Annotated in this window: 20 protein-coding genes; 10 read left to right on the top strand and 10 right to left on the bottom strand. The window is 30.0% G+C overall.

The features are described from left to right. Window positions 1–631 (bottom strand): ABC transporter ATP-binding protein (locus AACZ53_RS08390; RefSeq protein WP_339837018.1); only part of this gene is annotated, 631 nt, incomplete at its 3' end. A gap of 141 nt (window positions 632–772) precedes the next feature. Next, entirely contained in the window at window positions 773–928 is a 156-nt protein-coding gene (locus AACZ53_RS08385; protein ID WP_339837015.1) for a DUF1328 family protein, read from the bottom strand. A 423-nt stretch (window positions 929–1,351) separates the two neighbouring features. On the opposite strand from AACZ53_RS08385, the gene msrA reads away from it, so the two are divergent. From msrA to AACZ53_RS08370, 3 genes are read left to right on the top strand one after another with little or no spacing between them, the layout of a single operon-like run. After that, window positions 1,352–1,897, top strand: a complete 546-nt coding sequence (msrA, locus tag AACZ53_RS08380) for a peptide-methionine (S)-S-oxide reductase MsrA (protein WP_339837021.1) — start codon at window positions 1,352–1,354, stop codon at window positions 1,895–1,897. Between the two features lie 15 nt (window positions 1,898–1,912). Further along, complete coding sequence (folE, locus tag AACZ53_RS08375; RefSeq protein WP_339837013.1) at window positions 1,913–2,584, top strand: GTP cyclohydrolase I FolE; 672 nt, start codon at window positions 1,913–1,915, stop codon at window positions 2,582–2,584. Window positions 2,585–2,632: 48 nt separating this feature from the next. After that, window positions 2,633–2,932 carry a hypothetical protein gene (locus tag AACZ53_RS08370; protein WP_339837010.1) on the top strand — a complete coding sequence of 100 codons (300 nt, stop codon included), beginning with the start codon at window positions 2,633–2,635 and terminating at the stop codon, window positions 2,930–2,932. A gap of 31 nt (window positions 2,933–2,963) precedes the next feature. On the opposite strand, the gene AACZ53_RS08365 is transcribed toward AACZ53_RS08370, so the two are convergent. The 5 genes from AACZ53_RS08365 to serC all read right to left on the bottom strand — a co-directional run bounded on the left by AACZ53_RS08365 (window position 2,964) and on the right by serC (window position 6,662). Then, entirely contained in the window at window positions 2,964–3,305 is a 342-nt protein-coding gene (locus AACZ53_RS08365) for a DUF6787 family protein (protein ID WP_339837008.1), read from the bottom strand. Window positions 3,306–3,309: 4 nt separating this feature from the next. Further along, on the bottom strand, window positions 3,310–3,738 hold the full coding sequence (locus tag AACZ53_RS08360; protein ID WP_339837005.1) for a DUF6146 family protein: 429 nt from the start codon (window positions 3,736–3,738) through the stop codon (window positions 3,310–3,312). Between the two features lie 82 nt (window positions 3,739–3,820). Next, window positions 3,821–4,468 carry a DUF937 domain-containing protein gene (locus AACZ53_RS08355; protein WP_339837003.1) on the bottom strand — a complete coding sequence of 216 codons (648 nt, stop codon included), beginning with the start codon at window positions 4,466–4,468 and terminating at the stop codon, window positions 3,821–3,823. A 47-nt stretch (window positions 4,469–4,515) separates the two neighbouring features. Continuing rightward, entirely contained in the window at window positions 4,516–5,472 is a 957-nt protein-coding gene (locus AACZ53_RS08350; protein WP_339837001.1) for a D-2-hydroxyacid dehydrogenase, read from the bottom strand. Between the two features lie 116 nt (window positions 5,473–5,588). After that, the gene (gene serC / locus AACZ53_RS08345) at window positions 5,589–6,662 is read right to left on the bottom strand and encodes a 3-phosphoserine/phosphohydroxythreonine transaminase (RefSeq protein WP_339836999.1); all 1,074 of its coding nucleotides are present in this window, start codon (window positions 6,660–6,662) and stop codon (window positions 5,589–5,591) included. Window positions 6,663–6,892: 230 nt separating this feature from the next. Here serC and AACZ53_RS08340 point away from each other — a divergent pair, with 230 nt between their 5' ends. Beyond that, window positions 6,893–7,459, top strand: a complete 567-nt coding sequence (locus AACZ53_RS08340; protein ID WP_339836996.1) for a fasciclin domain-containing protein — start codon at window positions 6,893–6,895, stop codon at window positions 7,457–7,459. A gap of 60 nt (window positions 7,460–7,519) precedes the next feature. On the opposite strand, the gene AACZ53_RS08335 is transcribed toward AACZ53_RS08340, so the two are convergent. Continuing rightward, window positions 7,520–8,578, bottom strand: a complete 1,059-nt coding sequence (locus AACZ53_RS08335) for an acyl-CoA reductase (protein WP_339836994.1) — start codon at window positions 8,576–8,578, stop codon at window positions 7,520–7,522. A 150-nt stretch (window positions 8,579–8,728) separates the two neighbouring features. Between AACZ53_RS08335 and AACZ53_RS08330 the strand changes: the two genes are divergently transcribed. Beyond that, a complete protein-coding gene (locus AACZ53_RS08330) occupies window positions 8,729–9,079 on the top strand; it encodes a 4Fe-4S dicluster domain-containing protein (RefSeq protein ID WP_339836992.1) in 351 nt (116 codons plus the stop codon). Between the two features lie 56 nt (window positions 9,080–9,135). On the opposite strand, the gene AACZ53_RS08325 is transcribed toward AACZ53_RS08330, so the two are convergent. Then, a complete protein-coding gene (locus AACZ53_RS08325; protein ID WP_339836989.1) occupies window positions 9,136–9,669 on the bottom strand; it encodes a hypothetical protein in 534 nt (177 codons plus the stop codon). A 264-nt stretch (window positions 9,670–9,933) separates the two neighbouring features. Here AACZ53_RS08325 and AACZ53_RS08320 point away from each other — a divergent pair, with 264 nt between their 5' ends. From AACZ53_RS08320 to AACZ53_RS08310, 3 genes are all read left to right on the top strand, one after another. Then, window positions 9,934–10,872, top strand: coding sequence for a hypothetical protein (locus tag AACZ53_RS08320; RefSeq protein WP_339836986.1), 939 nt, complete (start codon window positions 9,934–9,936; stop codon window positions 10,870–10,872). 244 nt (window positions 10,873–11,116) lie between these two features. After that, entirely contained in the window at window positions 11,117–12,211 is a 1,095-nt protein-coding gene (gene ychF, locus AACZ53_RS08315) for a redox-regulated ATPase YchF (protein ID WP_339836984.1), read from the top strand. Between the two features lie 5 nt (window positions 12,212–12,216). Next, a complete protein-coding gene (locus AACZ53_RS08310; protein WP_339836982.1) occupies window positions 12,217–12,930 on the top strand; it encodes an outer membrane beta-barrel protein in 714 nt (237 codons plus the stop codon). Window positions 12,931–13,009: 79 nt separating this feature from the next. On the opposite strand, the gene AACZ53_RS08305 is transcribed toward AACZ53_RS08310, so the two are convergent. After that, window positions 13,010–13,696: an outer membrane beta-barrel protein gene (locus tag AACZ53_RS08305; protein ID WP_339836980.1), complete on the bottom strand. Its 687-nt coding sequence runs from the start codon at window positions 13,694–13,696 to the stop codon at window positions 13,010–13,012. Window positions 13,697–13,925: 229 nt separating this feature from the next. Here AACZ53_RS08305 and AACZ53_RS08300 point away from each other — a divergent pair, with 229 nt between their 5' ends. Together AACZ53_RS08300 and AACZ53_RS08295 are read left to right on the top strand one after the other, a co-directional pair. Next, window positions 13,926–15,782 (top strand): DNA topoisomerase IV subunit B, encoded by a 1,857-nt coding sequence (locus AACZ53_RS08300; RefSeq protein WP_339836977.1) that lies wholly within the window; start codon window positions 13,926–13,928, stop codon window positions 15,780–15,782. A gap of 75 nt (window positions 15,783–15,857) precedes the next feature. Beyond that, a partial coding sequence (locus AACZ53_RS08295) for a DNA gyrase subunit A (RefSeq protein WP_339836975.1) occupies window positions 15,858–17,018 on the top strand: 1,161 nt, incomplete at its 3' end.

Genomic DNA, 17,018 nt, shown 5'->3' with positions numbered 1-17,018 from the left:
ATTTTCTGTCAGCCATATCTGCTAATTCTTCGTTATGGGTTACGATTACAAATGTTTGACCAAATTCATCACGCAGTTTAAAAAACAATTGATGTAAATGTTCGGCAGATTGTGTATCTAAGTTTCCAGAAGGTTCATCAGCAAAAATAATTTTTGGTTTGTTTATTAAAGCTCTTGCGACAGCAACTCTTTGTTGTTCACCACCAGAAAGTTCACCTGGTTTGTGATTTATTCTATCTTTTAATCCTAAATAGTCTAATAAACGTTTGGCTTCAGTTTCTGTTTCAATTTTACTTTTTTTAGCAATAAATGCTGGAATGCATACATTTTCTAAAGCAGTAAATTCAGGTAACAATTGGTGAAATTGAAAAATGAATCCCAAATTAAGATTTCTAAACTTTGATAAATCTTTATCATTTAATTTCAAAACATCTGTTCCGTCAATATATAGAGAAGAATCATTTTGAATTGTTGGTTTGTCTAAAGTTCCTAAAAGTTGCAATAATGTAGTTTTTCCTGCACCAGAAGCACCTACAATTGAAACAATTTCACCAGATTTGATATGAAGATTTACAGCTTTTAAAACTTGTAAATCACCATAATATTTATGTAACTGAGTCGCTCTTATCATTTTTAACTATTTCTACAAAGAAACAAAGATTTTTTGTGTTTTATAAAATAGCTTCACATTAATTTAAAGTATTAATATAAAAAAAATGCAAGAAGACTTATTATTAATCAACGTGCATTTTTTAAAATGTAAATTTGCGTGTTATTTTCTACCTCTAATTAGCGATAAAATAAAAAGTATTATAAAAATAAAAAATAATACTTTAGCAATACTTGCTGCTCCAGCTGCAATTCCTCCAAATCCTAAAACTCCGGCAACTAGTGCCAAAATAATAAATGTGATCGTCCATCTTAACATAATAAATAGTTTTTAGTTAGTAATTAGTTATATACCGAACAAAGAAATAAATCTTTAATTCCTTACTTTACAAAAGTAAAAAGAGATGTATGTCTTTTATTTATAACATTTTAATTATGAATTATACGATTTCCATGTCTGATAAAGTTCTTTCGATATATAGTCTTCTCTGTATATTTGAGTTTAGTTTTCAAATTCTTGTTTTCTTAATTATTAAAACCAACTACAAAGCCTTATTGTATATATTTCTATAAATAAAAGTTAAAAACCCAATATTGTTTAATTATTTCGTATATTTGTTAAACAAGAAAATCATAAATTATGAAAGTATTTTTGTTAGTATCCTTATTGACGTTGGGATTTTGTAAGTTAAATGAGTCTCAAAAAGTAAGTCAAATTAAAGAATTTAAAGCGCCTATTAAAATGAATATTGAAGAAGGAAAAGAAGTTGCCACTTTTGCTGGTGGATGTTTTTGGTGTACAGAAGCTGTTTTTTTAGAAATAAAAGGAGTAGAGAAAGTGGTATCTGGTTATACAGGAGGAATAATCAAAAATCCATCTTATAGAGAGATTGGAAATGGAACAACTGGACATGCCGAAGCCATCGAAATTACTTATGATCCTAAATTAGTTCAGTATAAAGATTTGCTTGAAATATTTTTTAGTTCTCACAATCCTACAACTTTAAATAGACAAGGAGCTGATGTAGGAACACAATATAGAAGTGAAATTTTTTATCAATCAGAAGCCCAAAAGAAAGAAGCTGAAGAATATATAGAATTGATTGAAAAAGAAAAGTTATATGATGATCCAATTGTAACCGTTATTTCTCCTGCAGTTGTTTTTTATAAAGCAGAGGAGTATCATCAAAATTATTATAACGAAAACAGTACACAAGGTTACTGTCAAATGGTGATTGCACCAAAGCTCGAGAAATTGAGAAAATATTATAAATCAAAATTAAAGTAGAAGGGAAAAATTGCTATGAATACCACAATTGAAAAAGAATTATTTGAACTTGTCGGTGATAATCACCAAATGACCTCTGCGGAAACTCCGTTGAGACCAGATGCTTTTGATAAGTCCGATGAAGATAAAATGTCTGTTATTGAACAACATTTTGAAGTCATTATGAAAGAATTAGGTTTAGATTTAACAGACGACAGTCTAAAAGGAACGCCTCACAGAGTAGCTAAAATGTTTGTTAAAGAAATCTTTTCAGGATTAAATCCTGCAAATAAGCCAAAAATTTCTGTCTTTGACAATTCATATCAGTATGATAAAATGTTAGTTGAAGCTAATATTAGTTTTAATTCAACTTGTGAACATCATTTTTTGCCAATCGTAGGAAAGGCTCATGTTGGTTATGTTTCTTCAGGAAAAGTCATTGGATTGTCTAAATTAAATCGAATTGTTGATTATTATGCAAGAAGACCTCAAGTACAAGAACGAATGATTATGCAAATTTTTAATGAACTAAAATCGGTTCTTGATACAGAAAATGTAATGATTATTGTTGAAGCAACTCATTTGTGTGTTTCAAGTAGAGGAATTAAAGATGAAAGTAGTTATACTTCAACTTTGCAATATGGTGGTGTTTTTAATCAAAAAGAATTTAGAGACGATTTTTACAGCTTGATTAACAAAGAAAAATAATTGGCATCTTATTTGTATATTTATAATTGAATTATAAAATTATAATGCATGTCAAAAGATGAAATTATTCAACCTAAAGTCAAAACTGATAAAAAAACAAAATTAATTTTAGGTATTGCCTTTGATTTAGTTGGAATGTTATCTTATGTCGTTCCTGTTTTTGCGGAAACTACTGATATTTTTTGGGCTCCAATTTCAGGTTTCATAATGATGGCGATGTATAAAGGAACTACGGGTAAAGTTGCCGGTATTATAAGTTTTGTTGAAGAAGCTTTTCCTTTTATAGATTTTATACCAACCTTTACTTTAACTTGGGTTTATAAATATGTGATTAAAAAAGAATCGTAAAAGAAGTATACTTAAATATAAAAAAGACACATCATTTTGATGTGTTTTTTTTGTTTAGTTTGCTATCAATATAATCCGTAAAAGAACCTAGTTTTAATCTGTTTAGCATTTTTTTTTCAAAATCCCAAAAGAATTTAAACTGCCCAAGTAATGCCCCAATTAATACTAGCATCACTTGATAAATTGGAAATAGAATTAGAATTCTAATAGGCCAATAAACCCACAAAGACATTGTTTCTTTGGTTACTCCTAGATAATTTGTTATTGGCTTTGAAAGATAAGCTGCTGTAGAACCTGTAATTGCAAAAACAATAAATATAATAGTTAATTGCCAGTTAGATGTAACATTCCAGCGTTGTTTAAGTTTATTCATTATGTTATAATCGTGCAGGAAAACCTCCTAATTGCTGTTTGTTTGTTAGTTGAAAATAGGTTAAATAATTGAATATCATATAATTTACTTCAAATCCATAATCTATATTAGTTTCATAATTTATAGGCATTTCATATAGATTAGAATTATAAACTGTAGGCATATTTGCTCTTCTATTCCATTCTAAAACCCAAAAACGATTTCTAGCTTCAAGATAACTTTGCGTGTAAAAACTTCTAGATTTTGCTCTTGAATTAAACCAACTCGTAAATCCACCATCAATAATTAATACTTCATATTCAATCTCGTCATTGGCAATACGAATTGTATCACTTTCTAAATGAGGCATTTCAGTACTAATAGTTTCTTTAGTTGAATTGCAACTAAAAAGCATAATAAATACTAAGGCAAATATTGAAATATAAGTTTTCATAGTATTAAAAATTAAAGTATAAAGATAAAAAAAAGCATCGACATAGCCGATGCTTTTAACAATAGTATTTTTTTATCCAATATTATTTTTTTCCGAAAAGGCCTCCAAGAAGAGCTCCTAATCCACCTTTTTTCTTTCCACTTCCGCTTATAGCAGACATTGCATCATTAATATCTAATTTTCCATCTCCATTTTGGTCCAATACAGAAGTTAATAATGAACCTCCCAAAGAACTTCCACCAGATGAATCATTTCCTCCTCCAAGTAATCCTCCTAAAAGTCCACCTAAATCTGGAGTTGTAGATACACCGCTATTTTTTGTTTGTTTTCCTAAATATCCCATAATAATAGGAGCAAGCATTGGTAAGATTTTAGATATAATACTAGAATCTACTCCAGTTTTTGCACTCAAACCTTGAACCATTGTATCTTGTTTGTTCCCAGTAACATGGCTAAGAATTCTATCTCCGTCAGAAAAATCTCCACCATTTAAAAATCCCCCTAGATTATCTAATATACTTCCATCATGTTTTCCACTTGTTAGAGCACTCAATAAACCACTTGCACCTTCACCTGAAAGTATATTGTTTTGCATTTGTCCTAATAAAGCAGGTACACTTGATGAAACTACATCACTAGCTTGAGTAGCATTAATTCCCGTTTTTTCTGAAATGTTGCTAACGAGTTGCTTCCCTAAATCACTATTCAATAAATCTAAAATTCCTGACATAAATAAGTTTTTTAAAAGTTAAAATTTGTTAAATATAAAAAAAAATATTAATTATTTTTAAGTAAACTTATTATTTGCTCTGCAAGTTCTGTGCCAATTCTATCTTGTGCTTCGTCTGTTGCAGCTCCAATATGTGGTGTTAAAGAAATTTTTGGATGCATTAATATTCGCATTTCTGGAGTTGGTTCATTTTCAAAGACGTCTAATCCAGCAAATAAGATTTTACCTTCGTCAAGAGCTTCTACAAGAGCAACTTCGTCAATTACACCACCTCGCGCTGCATTAATGATTCCTACGTTTTCTTTCATTAATTTTAACTCTTCTCTTCCAATTACATAACCATCTTGAGCTGGAACATGTAAAGTAATAAAATCAGAATGTTTATATAAATCCTCTAAAGGTTCTGTTACAATATCTACGTTTATAAATTGACCGTTATAGAAGTCTACACGAATTACAGCTTCACCAACATATTTATCTGTTGCAATAACCTTCATGCCTAATCCTAAAGCCATTTTAGCTACTGCTTGACCTATTCGACCAAAGCCAATAATACCAAGAGTTTTACCTCTTAACTCCATTCCATTAGCATAAGCTTTTTTTAATCCATTAAAGTTAGTATCTCCTTCAAGAGGCATATTTCTATTAGAATCGTGTAAAAAACGCACACCACTAAATAAATGAGCAAAAACTAATTCTGCAACAGATTCAGATGAAGAAGCTGGAGTATTTATTACATGTAAACCTTTTCCACGAGCGTAATCGACATCGATATTATCCATTCCGACGCCACCGCGTCCTATAATTTTTAAACTTGGACAATTATCAATGATGTCTTTTCTAACTTTTGTTGCACTTCTAACTAAAATTACGTCAACTTTGTTGTTGTTTATATAATTTTCAACTTGTTCTTGAGCTACTTTTGTTGTAATTACTTCGAAACCGGCTTTTTCTAAGGCTTTTATCCCACTATCTGAAATTCCGTCGTTGGCTAATACTTTCATTTTTTATGCTGAATTTATTTCAGCATCTTTCGATGCTTATTATTATTATTATTATATTTTTCCGTTAGCTAAGCCGAACGGCAATTATTATTTATTTAACTGAATACTGCGATTTATTATTGAGCACTTTTCTCTAATTCCTTCATAACGTCAACTAATACCTGAACACTTTCAAGAGGTAAAGCATTATACATAGAAGCTCTATAACCTCCAACTGAACGGTGTCCATTTATACCAGAAATTCCGGCTGTTTTCCACATAGCATCAAAAGCCTCTTGGTGTTCTGAGTTATTTAAGGTAAAAGTTGCATTCATGGTACTTCTATCTTCAGTAGCTACAACACCTTTGAAAAGTGAATTTCTATCAATTTCTGCATATAATAATGCTGCTTTGGCTTCATTTTCTTTTTCAATTCCAGCAATACCACCTTTATTTTTTAACCATTGCAAGGTAAGTAAAGATGTATAAACTGCAAAAACTGCGGGTGTGTTATACATGCTTTCTTTAGAAATATGTTGTTCATAATTTAGTATGCCTGGGATATTTCTTCCAGATTTTCCTAAAATTGCTTCTTTAACTACAACTAAAGTTGTTCCAGCTGGTCCCATATTTTTTTGAGCTCCTGCATAAATAATATCAAATTTTGAAAAATCTAAAGTTCTTGAAAAAATATCTGAACTCATATCACAAACCACTGGAACGTTCGTTTCTGGAAATGATTTCATTTGAGTACCAAAGATTGTATTGTTTGATGTACAGTGAAAATAATCTACATCATTCGGAATGGTATAATCTTTAGGAATAAAGGTATAATTACTTTCTTTAGAAGATGCAACTACAAGAGTTTCTCCAAATGGTTTAGCCTCTTTAATTGCGCCACTTGCCCAAGTACCGGTATCTAAATAGGCTGCTTTTCCATCCACTTTCATTAAATTGTAAGGAACCATTAAAAATTCTAAACTTGCACCACCTTGTAAAAATAGCGCTTGGTATCCTTTTCCTTCTAATCCTAGTAATTCTAAAGCTAAGGCTCTTGCTTCATCCATAACTGCAACGAAATCTTTACTTCTGTGTGATATTTCTAATATAGATAATCCTGAATTATTAAAGTTTAATATGGCTTGTGAAGCTTTTTCAAAAACTTCTTGAGGTAAAATACATGGTCCAGCACTGTAATTGTGTTTTTTCATTTTATATGTTGTAAGTAGTTAATTGTATGAGGCAAATTTCGGAAATTGAGAATAAAACGAAGGTTATAATTTAGCAAAAATAGCTGTATGTTATTAACAATAACGTTGTAGTTGAGCCTAAAAACAGGTTTTTTTTCAATTGAAAGTGTTAAATAAAAAAAAGTACGCTTTTTTAAAACCAAACTTCTGCTTGTGTCGTAAATGTTAATATAACTTAATAAAAAAGAATTATGAAAACTAGAAAATTTTTATCAGTAGCAATGATTGCAGTCACTTTAATGTTAACTGGAAATGCGTTCGCACAAAAAGAAAAAACAGTTACAGTTGGTGGTGCTCCAATGTATCCCTCAAAGAATATTGTTGAAAATGCAATTAATTCAAAAGAGCACACAACTTTGGTAGCTGCTGTAAAAGCCGCAGACTTAGTTGAAACATTAATGTCAGAAGGACCATTCACCGTTTTTGCCCCAACAAATGCAGCGTTTGATAAATTACCAGCTGGAACTATAGATGCTCTATTAAAGCCAGAAAACAAGAAATTGTTACAAACCGTCTTAACTTACCATGTAGTTGCTGGAAAAATGAATGCTAAAGACTTAATGGCTGCCATCAAAAAAGGAGATGGAAAAGCTACTTTAACAACAGTTAGTGGTGGGACTTTAACAGCTTGGATGAAAGGAAAAGATATTTATTTAACAGATGAAAATGGTGCATCTGCAAAAGTTACTATTTCGGATGTAAATCAATCAAATGGAGTAATTCATGTAATTGATTCAGTAGTTACACCTAAAGCATAGTTTTAGTTTAGATTTGTTTTTTGTTAGAAAAGAGCTTTCCGAAAGGAGGCTCTTTTCTTTTTATAGACGGTTTAAAAAGGCAATTGTATCCACATTATCTGCATAATCCCAAAGCATTGGTTTTTGTGTTTGACCAAATGCAATACTATTTTCAACTAAATTATTAGAAACGATACATTGAATTTTTTCTTCATCTAATTCTAATTTTGATTTTACTTCTTCTAAATCTTCATAAAATTCATAGAAAACACTTGAAATAGGTGAGGAGTAACTAGAATCTTCTTTTAAAGTCAAAAATTCATTATCCAATAATTTGTATAAACTCATTAGAAAAACTGCTTTGTTGTAATCGTAATTATTAGCATATTTTTCATAGAAAATAACATCTTTATATTCGAAAATTGCTTCAAAAAAATCTTTGAAATTATATCCTTTTGGGACAAATAACTTAGAAACATTCCTACAACCTAAACCAAAATATCTAAAAATATCTTCACCCAAACTAGTTAACTCTTGTTTTGATTCATTTCCAGTTAAAATAGCAACGGAGTTTCTGTTTTTTCTGATGATATTTGGAACTTTTTTAAAGTAATAATCAAAATAACGTGATGTATTATTGCTTCCTGTGGCAATTACGGCATCAAAACCTTCTAATTTTCCTTCAACAAACGTTATTTTTTTCTCAAAGCTTTCATCTAAAGCTATTAAATATTTTGCTAAAAATTTGACTAAATATTGATTGTTTGACGATGTTTTTACTAAGACATTATTTCCTGTAATTAAAACGGTTAAAAAATCATGAAAACCAACTAGTGGAATATTTCCGGCTAAGATTAATCCAATGTTTTTCGGGTCAGTTTCTTTAAATTTATAAGCTGAAAGCCATTGAGTAAGGTTTTCTTCGGTTAAAGCTTTCGCCCAAGATTGAATGGAGAAATAGACTTGTTCTGGTGTAAACCAACCATTATGTGATTGCGATAAATAAATCAAATCTACAAATGCATCATAAAAAGTATCATTATTTTTAACAGCTTCATTTTTGACATTTTCTTCTAATGCAAACTGATTTAGAAAATTTCCTAATTCAACAAAACTATTTTTTATTTCAATTTTTGACATTTGTAACATTTGTAACTTGTTTTTAAATAGATAACATCGTAATTTTGTGCAAAAATAAGATAATTAGTTCAAAGTCTAATGTCATAATCTCTAAAGTATTTAGCTTTTGATTTTAGACTTTTTTACTTTATAACTTTTAAAGCATATAAAATGGCAATTATAATAACAGACGAATGCATTAACTGTGGTGCTTGTGAACCTGAATGTCCCAATACAGCAATTTATGAAGGTGCTGATGATTGGAGATATAAAGATGGAACAAAACTTTCAGGTAAAGTAATATTACCTGACGGAACAGAAGTAGATTCGGATGCAGCTCAAACACCTATTTCTGACGATTTATATTACATTGTTCCTGGAAAATGTACAGAATGTAAAGGTTTTCATGAAGAACCACAATGTGCAGCAGTTTGTCCAGTTGACTGTTGTGTTCCAGATGATGAGCATGTAGAAAGCGAAGAAACGCTATTAAATAGACAAGCATTTTTGCATAATGAATAAAACAAAAAAAATCCTGAAGTTAACTTCAGGATTTTTTGTTAAAACAGTAAAGGTTATTACTTAACCATTAAATATTTTTCAATAATTACAACATCATTTTTTGGATCATAAGTTTCTAAAATTAAGTTTCCATCCATATCAAAATAGCCTACTGAGATTTTGTTTTTTTCAACATAAATATAATTGTTGTTTGAAGTTTTTCTTAAAAAACCTAAATTTTCCCCATTAGTATTATTTAAGTTATATCCAGTTTTGTCAACTGCAACCTCAAATTTCCTTCCATTTAATTCATAATAAGCAGAACGATCTACGTCGATAGAACGAGTTACACCATCAACACTTACTTCGGTAGTAGATGTTACTTCTACAGGTGTTTGTTTTGTTTCTTTGTTTAAGGTGTTTTTAGCATTTTTTTCAAATTCAATATTTTGAATTTCTTTTATTTCTTCTTTTTTTACTATTTTTTTCTCGCCCTGTGAGTCTTTTATGGTTCTAACGGTTGTTTTTTCTTCTGTTAGAACATTTTTGTTTTGAGCAAATCCATAACTTGTACATAAGATTAAGAACATTGTTGCTATTAAATTTTTCATCATTTTAATTTTTTAGTTAATTACAGTACAAATTTAGTTGTAATTAAGTTTTCTATGTTTTAATATTATTTGAATTCATTACACAATTACCACTTGAATTGTTAATTACTTGGTTAATTCTTGTTAAAAAGTCTTTGTTAAAAAGTTTTAGAGTTCTATTAATTTAGAATAAATTTGTTAAGAATCTTAAAGCAGCGCAAATTGTATAAACCAGATAAACACATCAAGAAAATTTGCCTTTTATTTCTTCTTTTCTTTTCAGTGATGAGTTTTTCACAAGCAGAAATCACTGTGATTTTAAAAGATGCTGATACTGATTTGCCTATCGAAGATGCTGTAATCACTGTGCTTAGAACCAATCAAGGTTTAATAAGTAATTCTGAAGGTGTTTTTAAATTGAGTTTAACAAGACCTTCCTTAATAGAAATTTCTCATACTTCATACAAAAAGCTTCAAGTCAAATCGATTACATTGATTGAAGATGGAGCAAATATAATTACCCTTGAAAAAGAAACTGAATTATTGCAAGAAGTTATTCTGACAGATAGACATCCGCAAGATATTCTTAAAGATCTGATTAAAAATTCAATCAAAAAAATAACTGTTCCAGCTAACTTACGTGTTTATGCTAGAGAGTTTTTTAAACGAGATAATAAGTATGCTTTCTATAATGATGGATTAGTCAACTTTCAAATTTTAGAAGATAAAAGAACTATTAAAACTGATATTTTAGTAGAACAGAATAGAACTATTGGTCTCGTAGACGAATTTGATAAAGATTTATTAGGGTATAACCTAAATAACTTGATGGAAAACTATTATCAATTCAAATATTTAGATGAAGTATTAGATTCAAGAGCTAAGAAGTATTACGACTTTCAATTATTGACTTATCCTCAAAATAAAAATTATTTACTTTTAAGAATCAAACCTTATACAACAGTTGATGGTTATATGTCAGAATACAATATATTATATGATCTTAAGAAAAAACTAATTTTAGAAGTCAACTCCTTTTTGCCAGAAGATAGAGCTGAGAAGACTTCAAAAATACTAGATTTCAAAAACCGAAAAACGTATAAATCAAATTTTAGAACAACTTATCGAGTTGAAACCAAAGACTATTATTTAGCCAATTCAAAAGAAGAGATTGGTTTTACAACAGAAAAAAAGAAACGAAGTTTGAAATCAGTAATTATTTAATCACAACCGAGTTTAGAACCAATATTTTCAAATACCAAGAAACAGATATCTTTAAAGAAAAAACGTTATTAAATAAGAAAGATAGTATTCTTACTGAATATTGGGATGTTGATACAGGTGTTTTGTTAACTGAAACAGAAAAAGATATTATTAATAACTTGAAAAAGTAAATTTACATTTTCTATATTTGCACTCTTTAAAAATAAAATAGCATCGAAAGATACTGAAACTAATTCAGCATTATATGAAAGCAGGAATTGTAGGATTACCAAACGTAGGAAAATCAACCTTATTTAATTGTTTATCAAATGCAAAAGCGCAAAGTGCAAACTTTCCTTTTTGTACCATTGAACCAAATATTGGAGTAGTAAACGTTCCAGATCCAAGAATTAATAGACTAGAAGAATTAGTTAAACCAGAGCGTGTGCAAATGGCAACCGTTGATATCGTTGATATTGCAGGTTTAGTTAAAGGAGCAAGTAAAGGAGAAGGATTAGGAAACCAATTCTTAGGAAACATTAGAGAATGTAACGCTATCATTCATGTTTTACGTTGTTTTGATAACGATAACATTGTTCACGTTGAAGGAAAAGTAAATCCAGTTAGCGATAAAGAAACTATTGATATTGAGTTGCAATTAAAAGATTTAGAAACGGTTGAAAAACGCTTAGAAAAAACAAATCGAGCAGCCAAAACTGGAAACAAAGAAGCTCAAACCGAAAAAGCTTTACTTGATAGAATTAGAGAAGCTTTATTGCAAGCAAAATCAGCAAGAACAGTTGTTCCTCAAAATGCAGATGAAGAAGCTTTAATGGAAGACTTTCAATTAATAACTTTAAAACCCGTTTTATATGTTTGTAATGTAGATGAAGAATCTGCAGTGAAAGGAAACGCATACGTTGAGCAAGTTAGAGAATTAGTGAAAGACGAAAATGCAGAAGTAATTATCCTTTCAGTAGGAGCAGAAGCAGACATTACAGAATTAGAAAGTTACGAAGAACGTCAAGTATTCTTAGAAGATATGGGATTGACCGAACCAGGTTCAGCCGTTTTAATTCGTGCTGCTTACAAATTATTAAACTTACAAACCTACTTTACAGCTGGTGTAAAAGAAGTAAGAGCTTGGACAATTCAAGTAGGAGATACTGCACCGCAAGCTGCTGGAGTTATCCATACAGATTTTGAAAAAGGATTTATTCGTGCAGAAGTTATTGCTTTCGAAGACTTTTCAACGTTTGGAACAGAAGCTAAAGTAAAAGAAGCTGGAAAACTTAGAGTAGAAGGAAAAGAATATATCGTTAAAGATGGTGATGTGATGCATTTCCGTTTTAATGTATAATATTTATGAAAATAAATAAACTTTACCTTTTAATTATATTTTTAATTTCAAATGTAACTTTTGCTCAGAGCAATTATAAATTTGGAGTTGAAGCTGGTCCTATTTATAAAAGTTACAGAGGTACTGATATTTTTGAAAACACAACTAATAAATTAGGATATTTATTAGGTTTTTCAGTTGAATATAAATTTAACGATAAGTATTCTATTAAATCAGGATTTAGGTATGAAAAAAATGGAATTGATTATGATTCTGATTATACAACTTATTGGATAAGAACAGATGATTATGGTCAAGAATATTTGGGTCAAGACAAATATATTATTAATACTACTAATAGCTATACATTTTTAACTTTACCAATAGTTTTAAAATATAAAATTACTACTACTAATCCTTTTTATATTAATTGTGGAATTTTTGTTTCTAAAATGTCTAGAAGTATTAAATATAACGCTGAAGTTGAAAACAGAAATACTTTTTATCCATATCATAATCCTAAACAAAATTACACATTAGAAAATCAAATTGGTAATCAAGATTACGGTTTTATAGTTGGATTTGGTAAAACATTTTCCTTTAGTAAAAATGAATTAAGTATTGAGCTGATTGATAATATTGGAGTTTACAATCTATTAGATGAAGAAAACCTAAATGGAGAAAATACAAAACTAAGAAGTAACACCATTAATTTACTTTTAAATTTTACTTTAAATTAATAGATTTTAGAAAAAAAAAGATACAAAAAGAAAAACCTGCGAATTTAATTGCAGGTTTTTTTATACCCATTAAATTAGTTTAAATTTTAAAATGATAATTTAATATTAGATTAAGTGAATTGCGTTTTGTGTTTTTAAAAATGTAAGATTCAGGTGTACTGATAGTTGTAATTCCATAACTTTCTCTCAACTCTATTGATAAAAAATTACTTGGGTTGAAGGTGTAATTATATCCAATTCCTAAAACTAAACCATAATCTGTCTTTTTAAATTGATTATTAAAGTCCAAATCACTTTCTTTTCCATCATCAATATTTTTAACATCGATAAGATGACCTAAATAACCACCAGCATTTACATATAATTTTTTTTCGTAATTTAATAAGTATTTAATCGTTATAGGTATGTTTATGTATTCAAATCGAGTTTGAAATTTATTTTTTGGTATGGAACTAGAAGCAGAGCTTTGTCCAAAAGGAATTCCAGTAATTCCACCGATTACTCCAGGGCCAAAATAGTTATAATATCTTTTCACAGAATTACGTTCATAATTAATGTTTGTTGCTAATAGTATTCTCTCAGTCAAATTAATTTCTAATGAAGTTCCTATTAAAAAGTCCAATTGAGAATCCATGTTTTTGAAATAATCATTTCCTCTGAATTTAGAATAGGTTAATCCAGAATTTAAACCTAAATACATTTCATTTTGACTATACATTGAGGTAATGAAAAAGATTAATGCTATTGTTGTTTTTTTAAAATGCATTTTATTTTTTAGTTAATATTTTGATACTTTAAATTAAAACACCTGTAAGTAATTTCGTCAAATATAAACAAATTTTAATTTCAATAATCATTTTTCTAGTTTCTTTCTTCTTTCTTCTTTCCTCTATTTCCTCTCAAAAATTGTGAATAACATTCTTAATATCTTCTAATTCTAAACCTTTTAAATTCCCTCTATTTCCAGTATATTAGCCTAAATTCTCAAACATCTTATGTCAGATCAAATTCAGTATAACGAAGACAACATACGTTCACTCGATTGGAAAGAGCATATTCGTATGCGACCAGGTATGTATATTGGAAAACTTGGTGATGGTTCGTCTCCAGATGATGGTATTTATATCTTAATCAAAGAGGTTATTGACAACTGTATCGATGAATTCGTAATGGGTGCAGGTAAGACAATCGAAGTAACCATAAAAGATAAAATGGTAACGGTTCGTGATTATGGCCGAGGAATTCCTTTAGGAAAAGTAGTTGATGTAGTTTCTAAAATGAATACGGGTGGAAAATACGATTCCAAAGCCTTTAAAAAATCGGTAGGTTTAAATGGAGTTGGAACAAAAGCCGTAAATGCTTTATCGAATTACTTTAGAGTAGAATCAGTAAGAGATAACCAACAAAAAGCAGCTGAATTTTCTGCAGGAAATCTTATCTTAGAAGAAGATGTTCAAGAATCAACTAAACGAAAAGGTACAAAAGTATCTTTCATAGCTGATGAAGCCATTTTTAAAAATTATAAGTTTCGAAATGAGTACATCATTAAGATGCTTAAAAACTACTGTTACCTTAACCGTGGTTTAGCTATTTATTTTAATGGTGAAAAATATTTTTCTGAACACGGACTAAAAGACTTGTTAGAAGAAAATATCGCTGATGAAGATATGGTGTATCCCATCATTCATTTAGAAGGTGAAGATATCGAAATTGCTGTTACACACAGTAAATCACAATATTCTGAAGAATACCATTCTTTCGTAAACGGTCAAAACACAACGCAAGGAGGGACGCATTTAAGTTCATTTAGAGAAGCGATCGTTCGAAGTATAAAAGAATTCTATAACAAACCTTTTGAAGCTTCTGATATTCGTAAATCAATTGTTTCTGCAATTGCAGTTAAAGTTGAAGAACCTGTTTTTGAAAGTCAGACGAAAACTAAATTAGGTTCAACTGATATTGGTCCAAATGGTCCAACAGTAAGGACTTTTATAAATGATTTTATAAAAGTTAAGTTTGATAATTATTTGCACAAAAACCCCGAAGTTGCAGATGCTTTGTTACGTAAAATTCTTCAAGCTGAAAGAGAACGTAAAGAATTATCAGGAATTCGTAAGTTAGCTAAAGACAGGGCAAAGAAATCGAATCTACACAATAAAAAATTACGCGATTGTAGAGTGCATTTAATGGATGTCAAAAATCCAAGGAGCTTAGAAAGTACGCTTTTTATTACAGAGGGAGATTCTGCATCGGGTTCGATTACCAAAAGTCGTGATGTAAATACACAAGCGGTTTTTAGTTTACGTGGAAAGCCTTTGAATTCGTATGGAATGTCAAAGAAGATTGTATATGAAAATGAAGAATTTAATTTATTACAAGCTGCTTTAAATATAGAAGAATCGATGGAAGATTTGCGTTACAACAATATTGTAATAGCAACCGATGCTGATGTCGATGGAATGCACATTAGATTGTTATTGATTACGTTCTTCTTACAATTCTTTCCAGAGTTGATTAAAGACGGACATTTATATATATTACAAACACCTTTATTTAGAGTTCGTAATAAAAAAGAAACCATTTATTGCTACAGCGATGAAGAAAAGAGAGCAGCCATTGAAAAGTTAAAACCAAAACCAGAAATAACTCGATTTAAAGGTTTGGGAGAGATTTCGCCCGATGAGTTTAAGTTTTTTATTGGGGAAGATATTAGATTAGATCCAGTCATGTTAGATAAGGCTACATCAATTGAAACGTTACTAGAATTTTACATGGGAAAAAATACACCAGACCGACAAGAGTTTATCATAAACAATTTGAAGGTGGAGTTGGATGTGATTGAGAAAGAATAAATAACTTAGCGAAACTTTGTGTAAAAACTTTGTGGAACTCTGTGCTACAAAAAATACTGAATACTCAGGACAAAAATGAAAGACGAAGACGAAGATAACATAAATGAAGAAACTAACGAAGAGTTAGAAGAATCAGGAAATGATGGAACTTTAGATGAAGGTTTTGATGAAATACATACATCAGGACATAATTTCTATGAAAACAATGAAGATCCAGAAGAAACGATTACGAAAGTAACCGGAATGTATAAAGATTGGTTTTTAGATTATGCTTCGTATGTAATTCTAGAACGAGCTGTTCCTGCTATTGAAGATGGTTTTAAACCGGTTCAACGTAGAATTATGCACTCGATGAAAGAGTTAGATGATGGACGTTACAATAAAGTAGCTAATATCGTTGGACACACGATGCAGTATCATCCTCACGGAGATGCCAGTATTGGTGATGCTATGGTGCAAATCGGTCAGAAGGAATTGATTATCGATATGCAAGGTAACTGGGGAAATATCCTTACAGGTGATTCTGCTGCGGCTTCTCGTTATATTGAAGCTCGAATCTCTAAATTGGGTCACGATATCTTATTTTCTCCAAAAATTACCGAATGGGGAACGTCTTATGATGGTCGTCGTGCTGAACCCGTAAATCTTCCAGTTAAATTTCCATTGCTATTAGCACAAGGAGCAGAAGGAATTGCGGTAGGTTTATCTACAAAAGTTTTACCTCATAATTTCGTTGAATTAATAGATTCGTCTATCAAAATATTAAAAGGAAAACCCTTTACACTATATCCAGATTTTCCAACTGCCGGAATTGCTGATGTGTCTAATTATAACGATGGTCTTCGTGGAGGAAGAGTGCGTGTCCGTGCTAAAATTTCACAATTAGATAAGCAAACGCTGGTTATAACCCAGATTCCTTTTTCAACTAATACTTCGACTTTGATTGATAGTATTCTGAAAGCAAATGATAAAGGAAAAATTAAAGTTAAGAAAATTGAAGACAACACAGCTGCTGAGGTTGAAATATTAATTCATTTAACTCCAGGAATTTCACCAGATAAAATGATTGATGCATTATACGCTTTTACAGCATGTGAATCGTCAATTGCTCCTTTAGGATGTGTTATTGGAGATAATAAACCAATGTTTATCGGAGTTTCTGAAATGTTGAAAATTTCGACTAACAGAACAGTTCAATTGCTTAAACGCGAATTAGAAATTCAGTTAGATGAATTG

The organism is uncultured Flavobacterium sp. (genome assembly GCF_963975005.1).
Taxonomy (GTDB): Bacteria; Bacteroidota; Bacteroidia; order Flavobacteriales; family Flavobacteriaceae; genus Flavobacterium.
The sequence above is the reverse complement of the archived record's forward strand: the minus strand, read 5'-3'. Positions and strand labels throughout refer to the sequence as shown.

Coding starts and splice junctions, on each gene's coding strand:
- AACZ53_RS08385 (WP_339837015.1), bottom strand. CDS start 928: ATGTTAAGATGGACGATCACATTTATTATTTTGGCACTAGTTGCCGGA.
- msrA (WP_339837021.1), top strand. CDS start 1,352: ATGAATATTGAAGAAGGAAAAGAAGTTGCCACTTTTGCTGGTGGATGT.
- folE (WP_339837013.1), top strand. CDS start 1,913: ATGAATACCACAATTGAAAAAGAATTATTTGAACTTGTCGGTGATAAT.
- AACZ53_RS08370 (WP_339837010.1), top strand. CDS start 2,633: ATGTCAAAAGATGAAATTATTCAACCTAAAGTCAAAACTGATAAAAAA.
- AACZ53_RS08365 (WP_339837008.1), bottom strand. CDS start 3,305: ATGAATAAACTTAAACAACGCTGGAATGTTACATCTAACTGGCAATTA.
- AACZ53_RS08360 (WP_339837005.1), bottom strand. CDS start 3,738: ATGAAAACTTATATTTCAATATTTGCCTTAGTATTTATTATGCTTTTT.
- AACZ53_RS08355 (WP_339837003.1), bottom strand. CDS start 4,468: ATGTCAGGAATTTTAGATTTATTGAATAGTGATTTAGGGAAGCAACTC.
- AACZ53_RS08350 (WP_339837001.1), bottom strand. CDS start 5,472: ATGAAAGTATTAGCCAACGACGGAATTTCAGATAGTGGGATAAAAGCC.
- serC (WP_339836999.1), bottom strand. CDS start 6,662: ATGAAAAAACACAATTACAGTGCTGGACCATGTATTTTACCTCAAGAA.
- AACZ53_RS08340 (WP_339836996.1), top strand. CDS start 6,893: ATGAAAACTAGAAAATTTTTATCAGTAGCAATGATTGCAGTCACTTTA.
- AACZ53_RS08335 (WP_339836994.1), bottom strand. CDS start 8,578: ATGTCAAAAATTGAAATAAAAAATAGTTTTGTTGAATTAGGAAATTTT.
- AACZ53_RS08330 (WP_339836992.1), top strand. CDS start 8,729: ATGGCAATTATAATAACAGACGAATGCATTAACTGTGGTGCTTGTGAA.
- AACZ53_RS08325 (WP_339836989.1), bottom strand. CDS start 9,669: ATGAAAAATTTAATAGCAACAATGTTCTTAATCTTATGTACAAGTTAT.
- AACZ53_RS08320 (WP_339836986.1), top strand. CDS start 9,934: ATGAGTTTTTCACAAGCAGAAATCACTGTGATTTTAAAAGATGCTGAT.
- ychF (WP_339836984.1), top strand. CDS start 11,117: ATGAAAGCAGGAATTGTAGGATTACCAAACGTAGGAAAATCAACCTTA.
- AACZ53_RS08310 (WP_339836982.1), top strand. CDS start 12,217: ATGAAAATAAATAAACTTTACCTTTTAATTATATTTTTAATTTCAAAT.
- AACZ53_RS08305 (WP_339836980.1), bottom strand. CDS start 13,696: ATGCATTTTAAAAAAACAACAATAGCATTAATCTTTTTCATTACCTCA.
- AACZ53_RS08300 (WP_339836977.1), top strand. CDS start 13,926: ATGTCAGATCAAATTCAGTATAACGAAGACAACATACGTTCACTCGAT.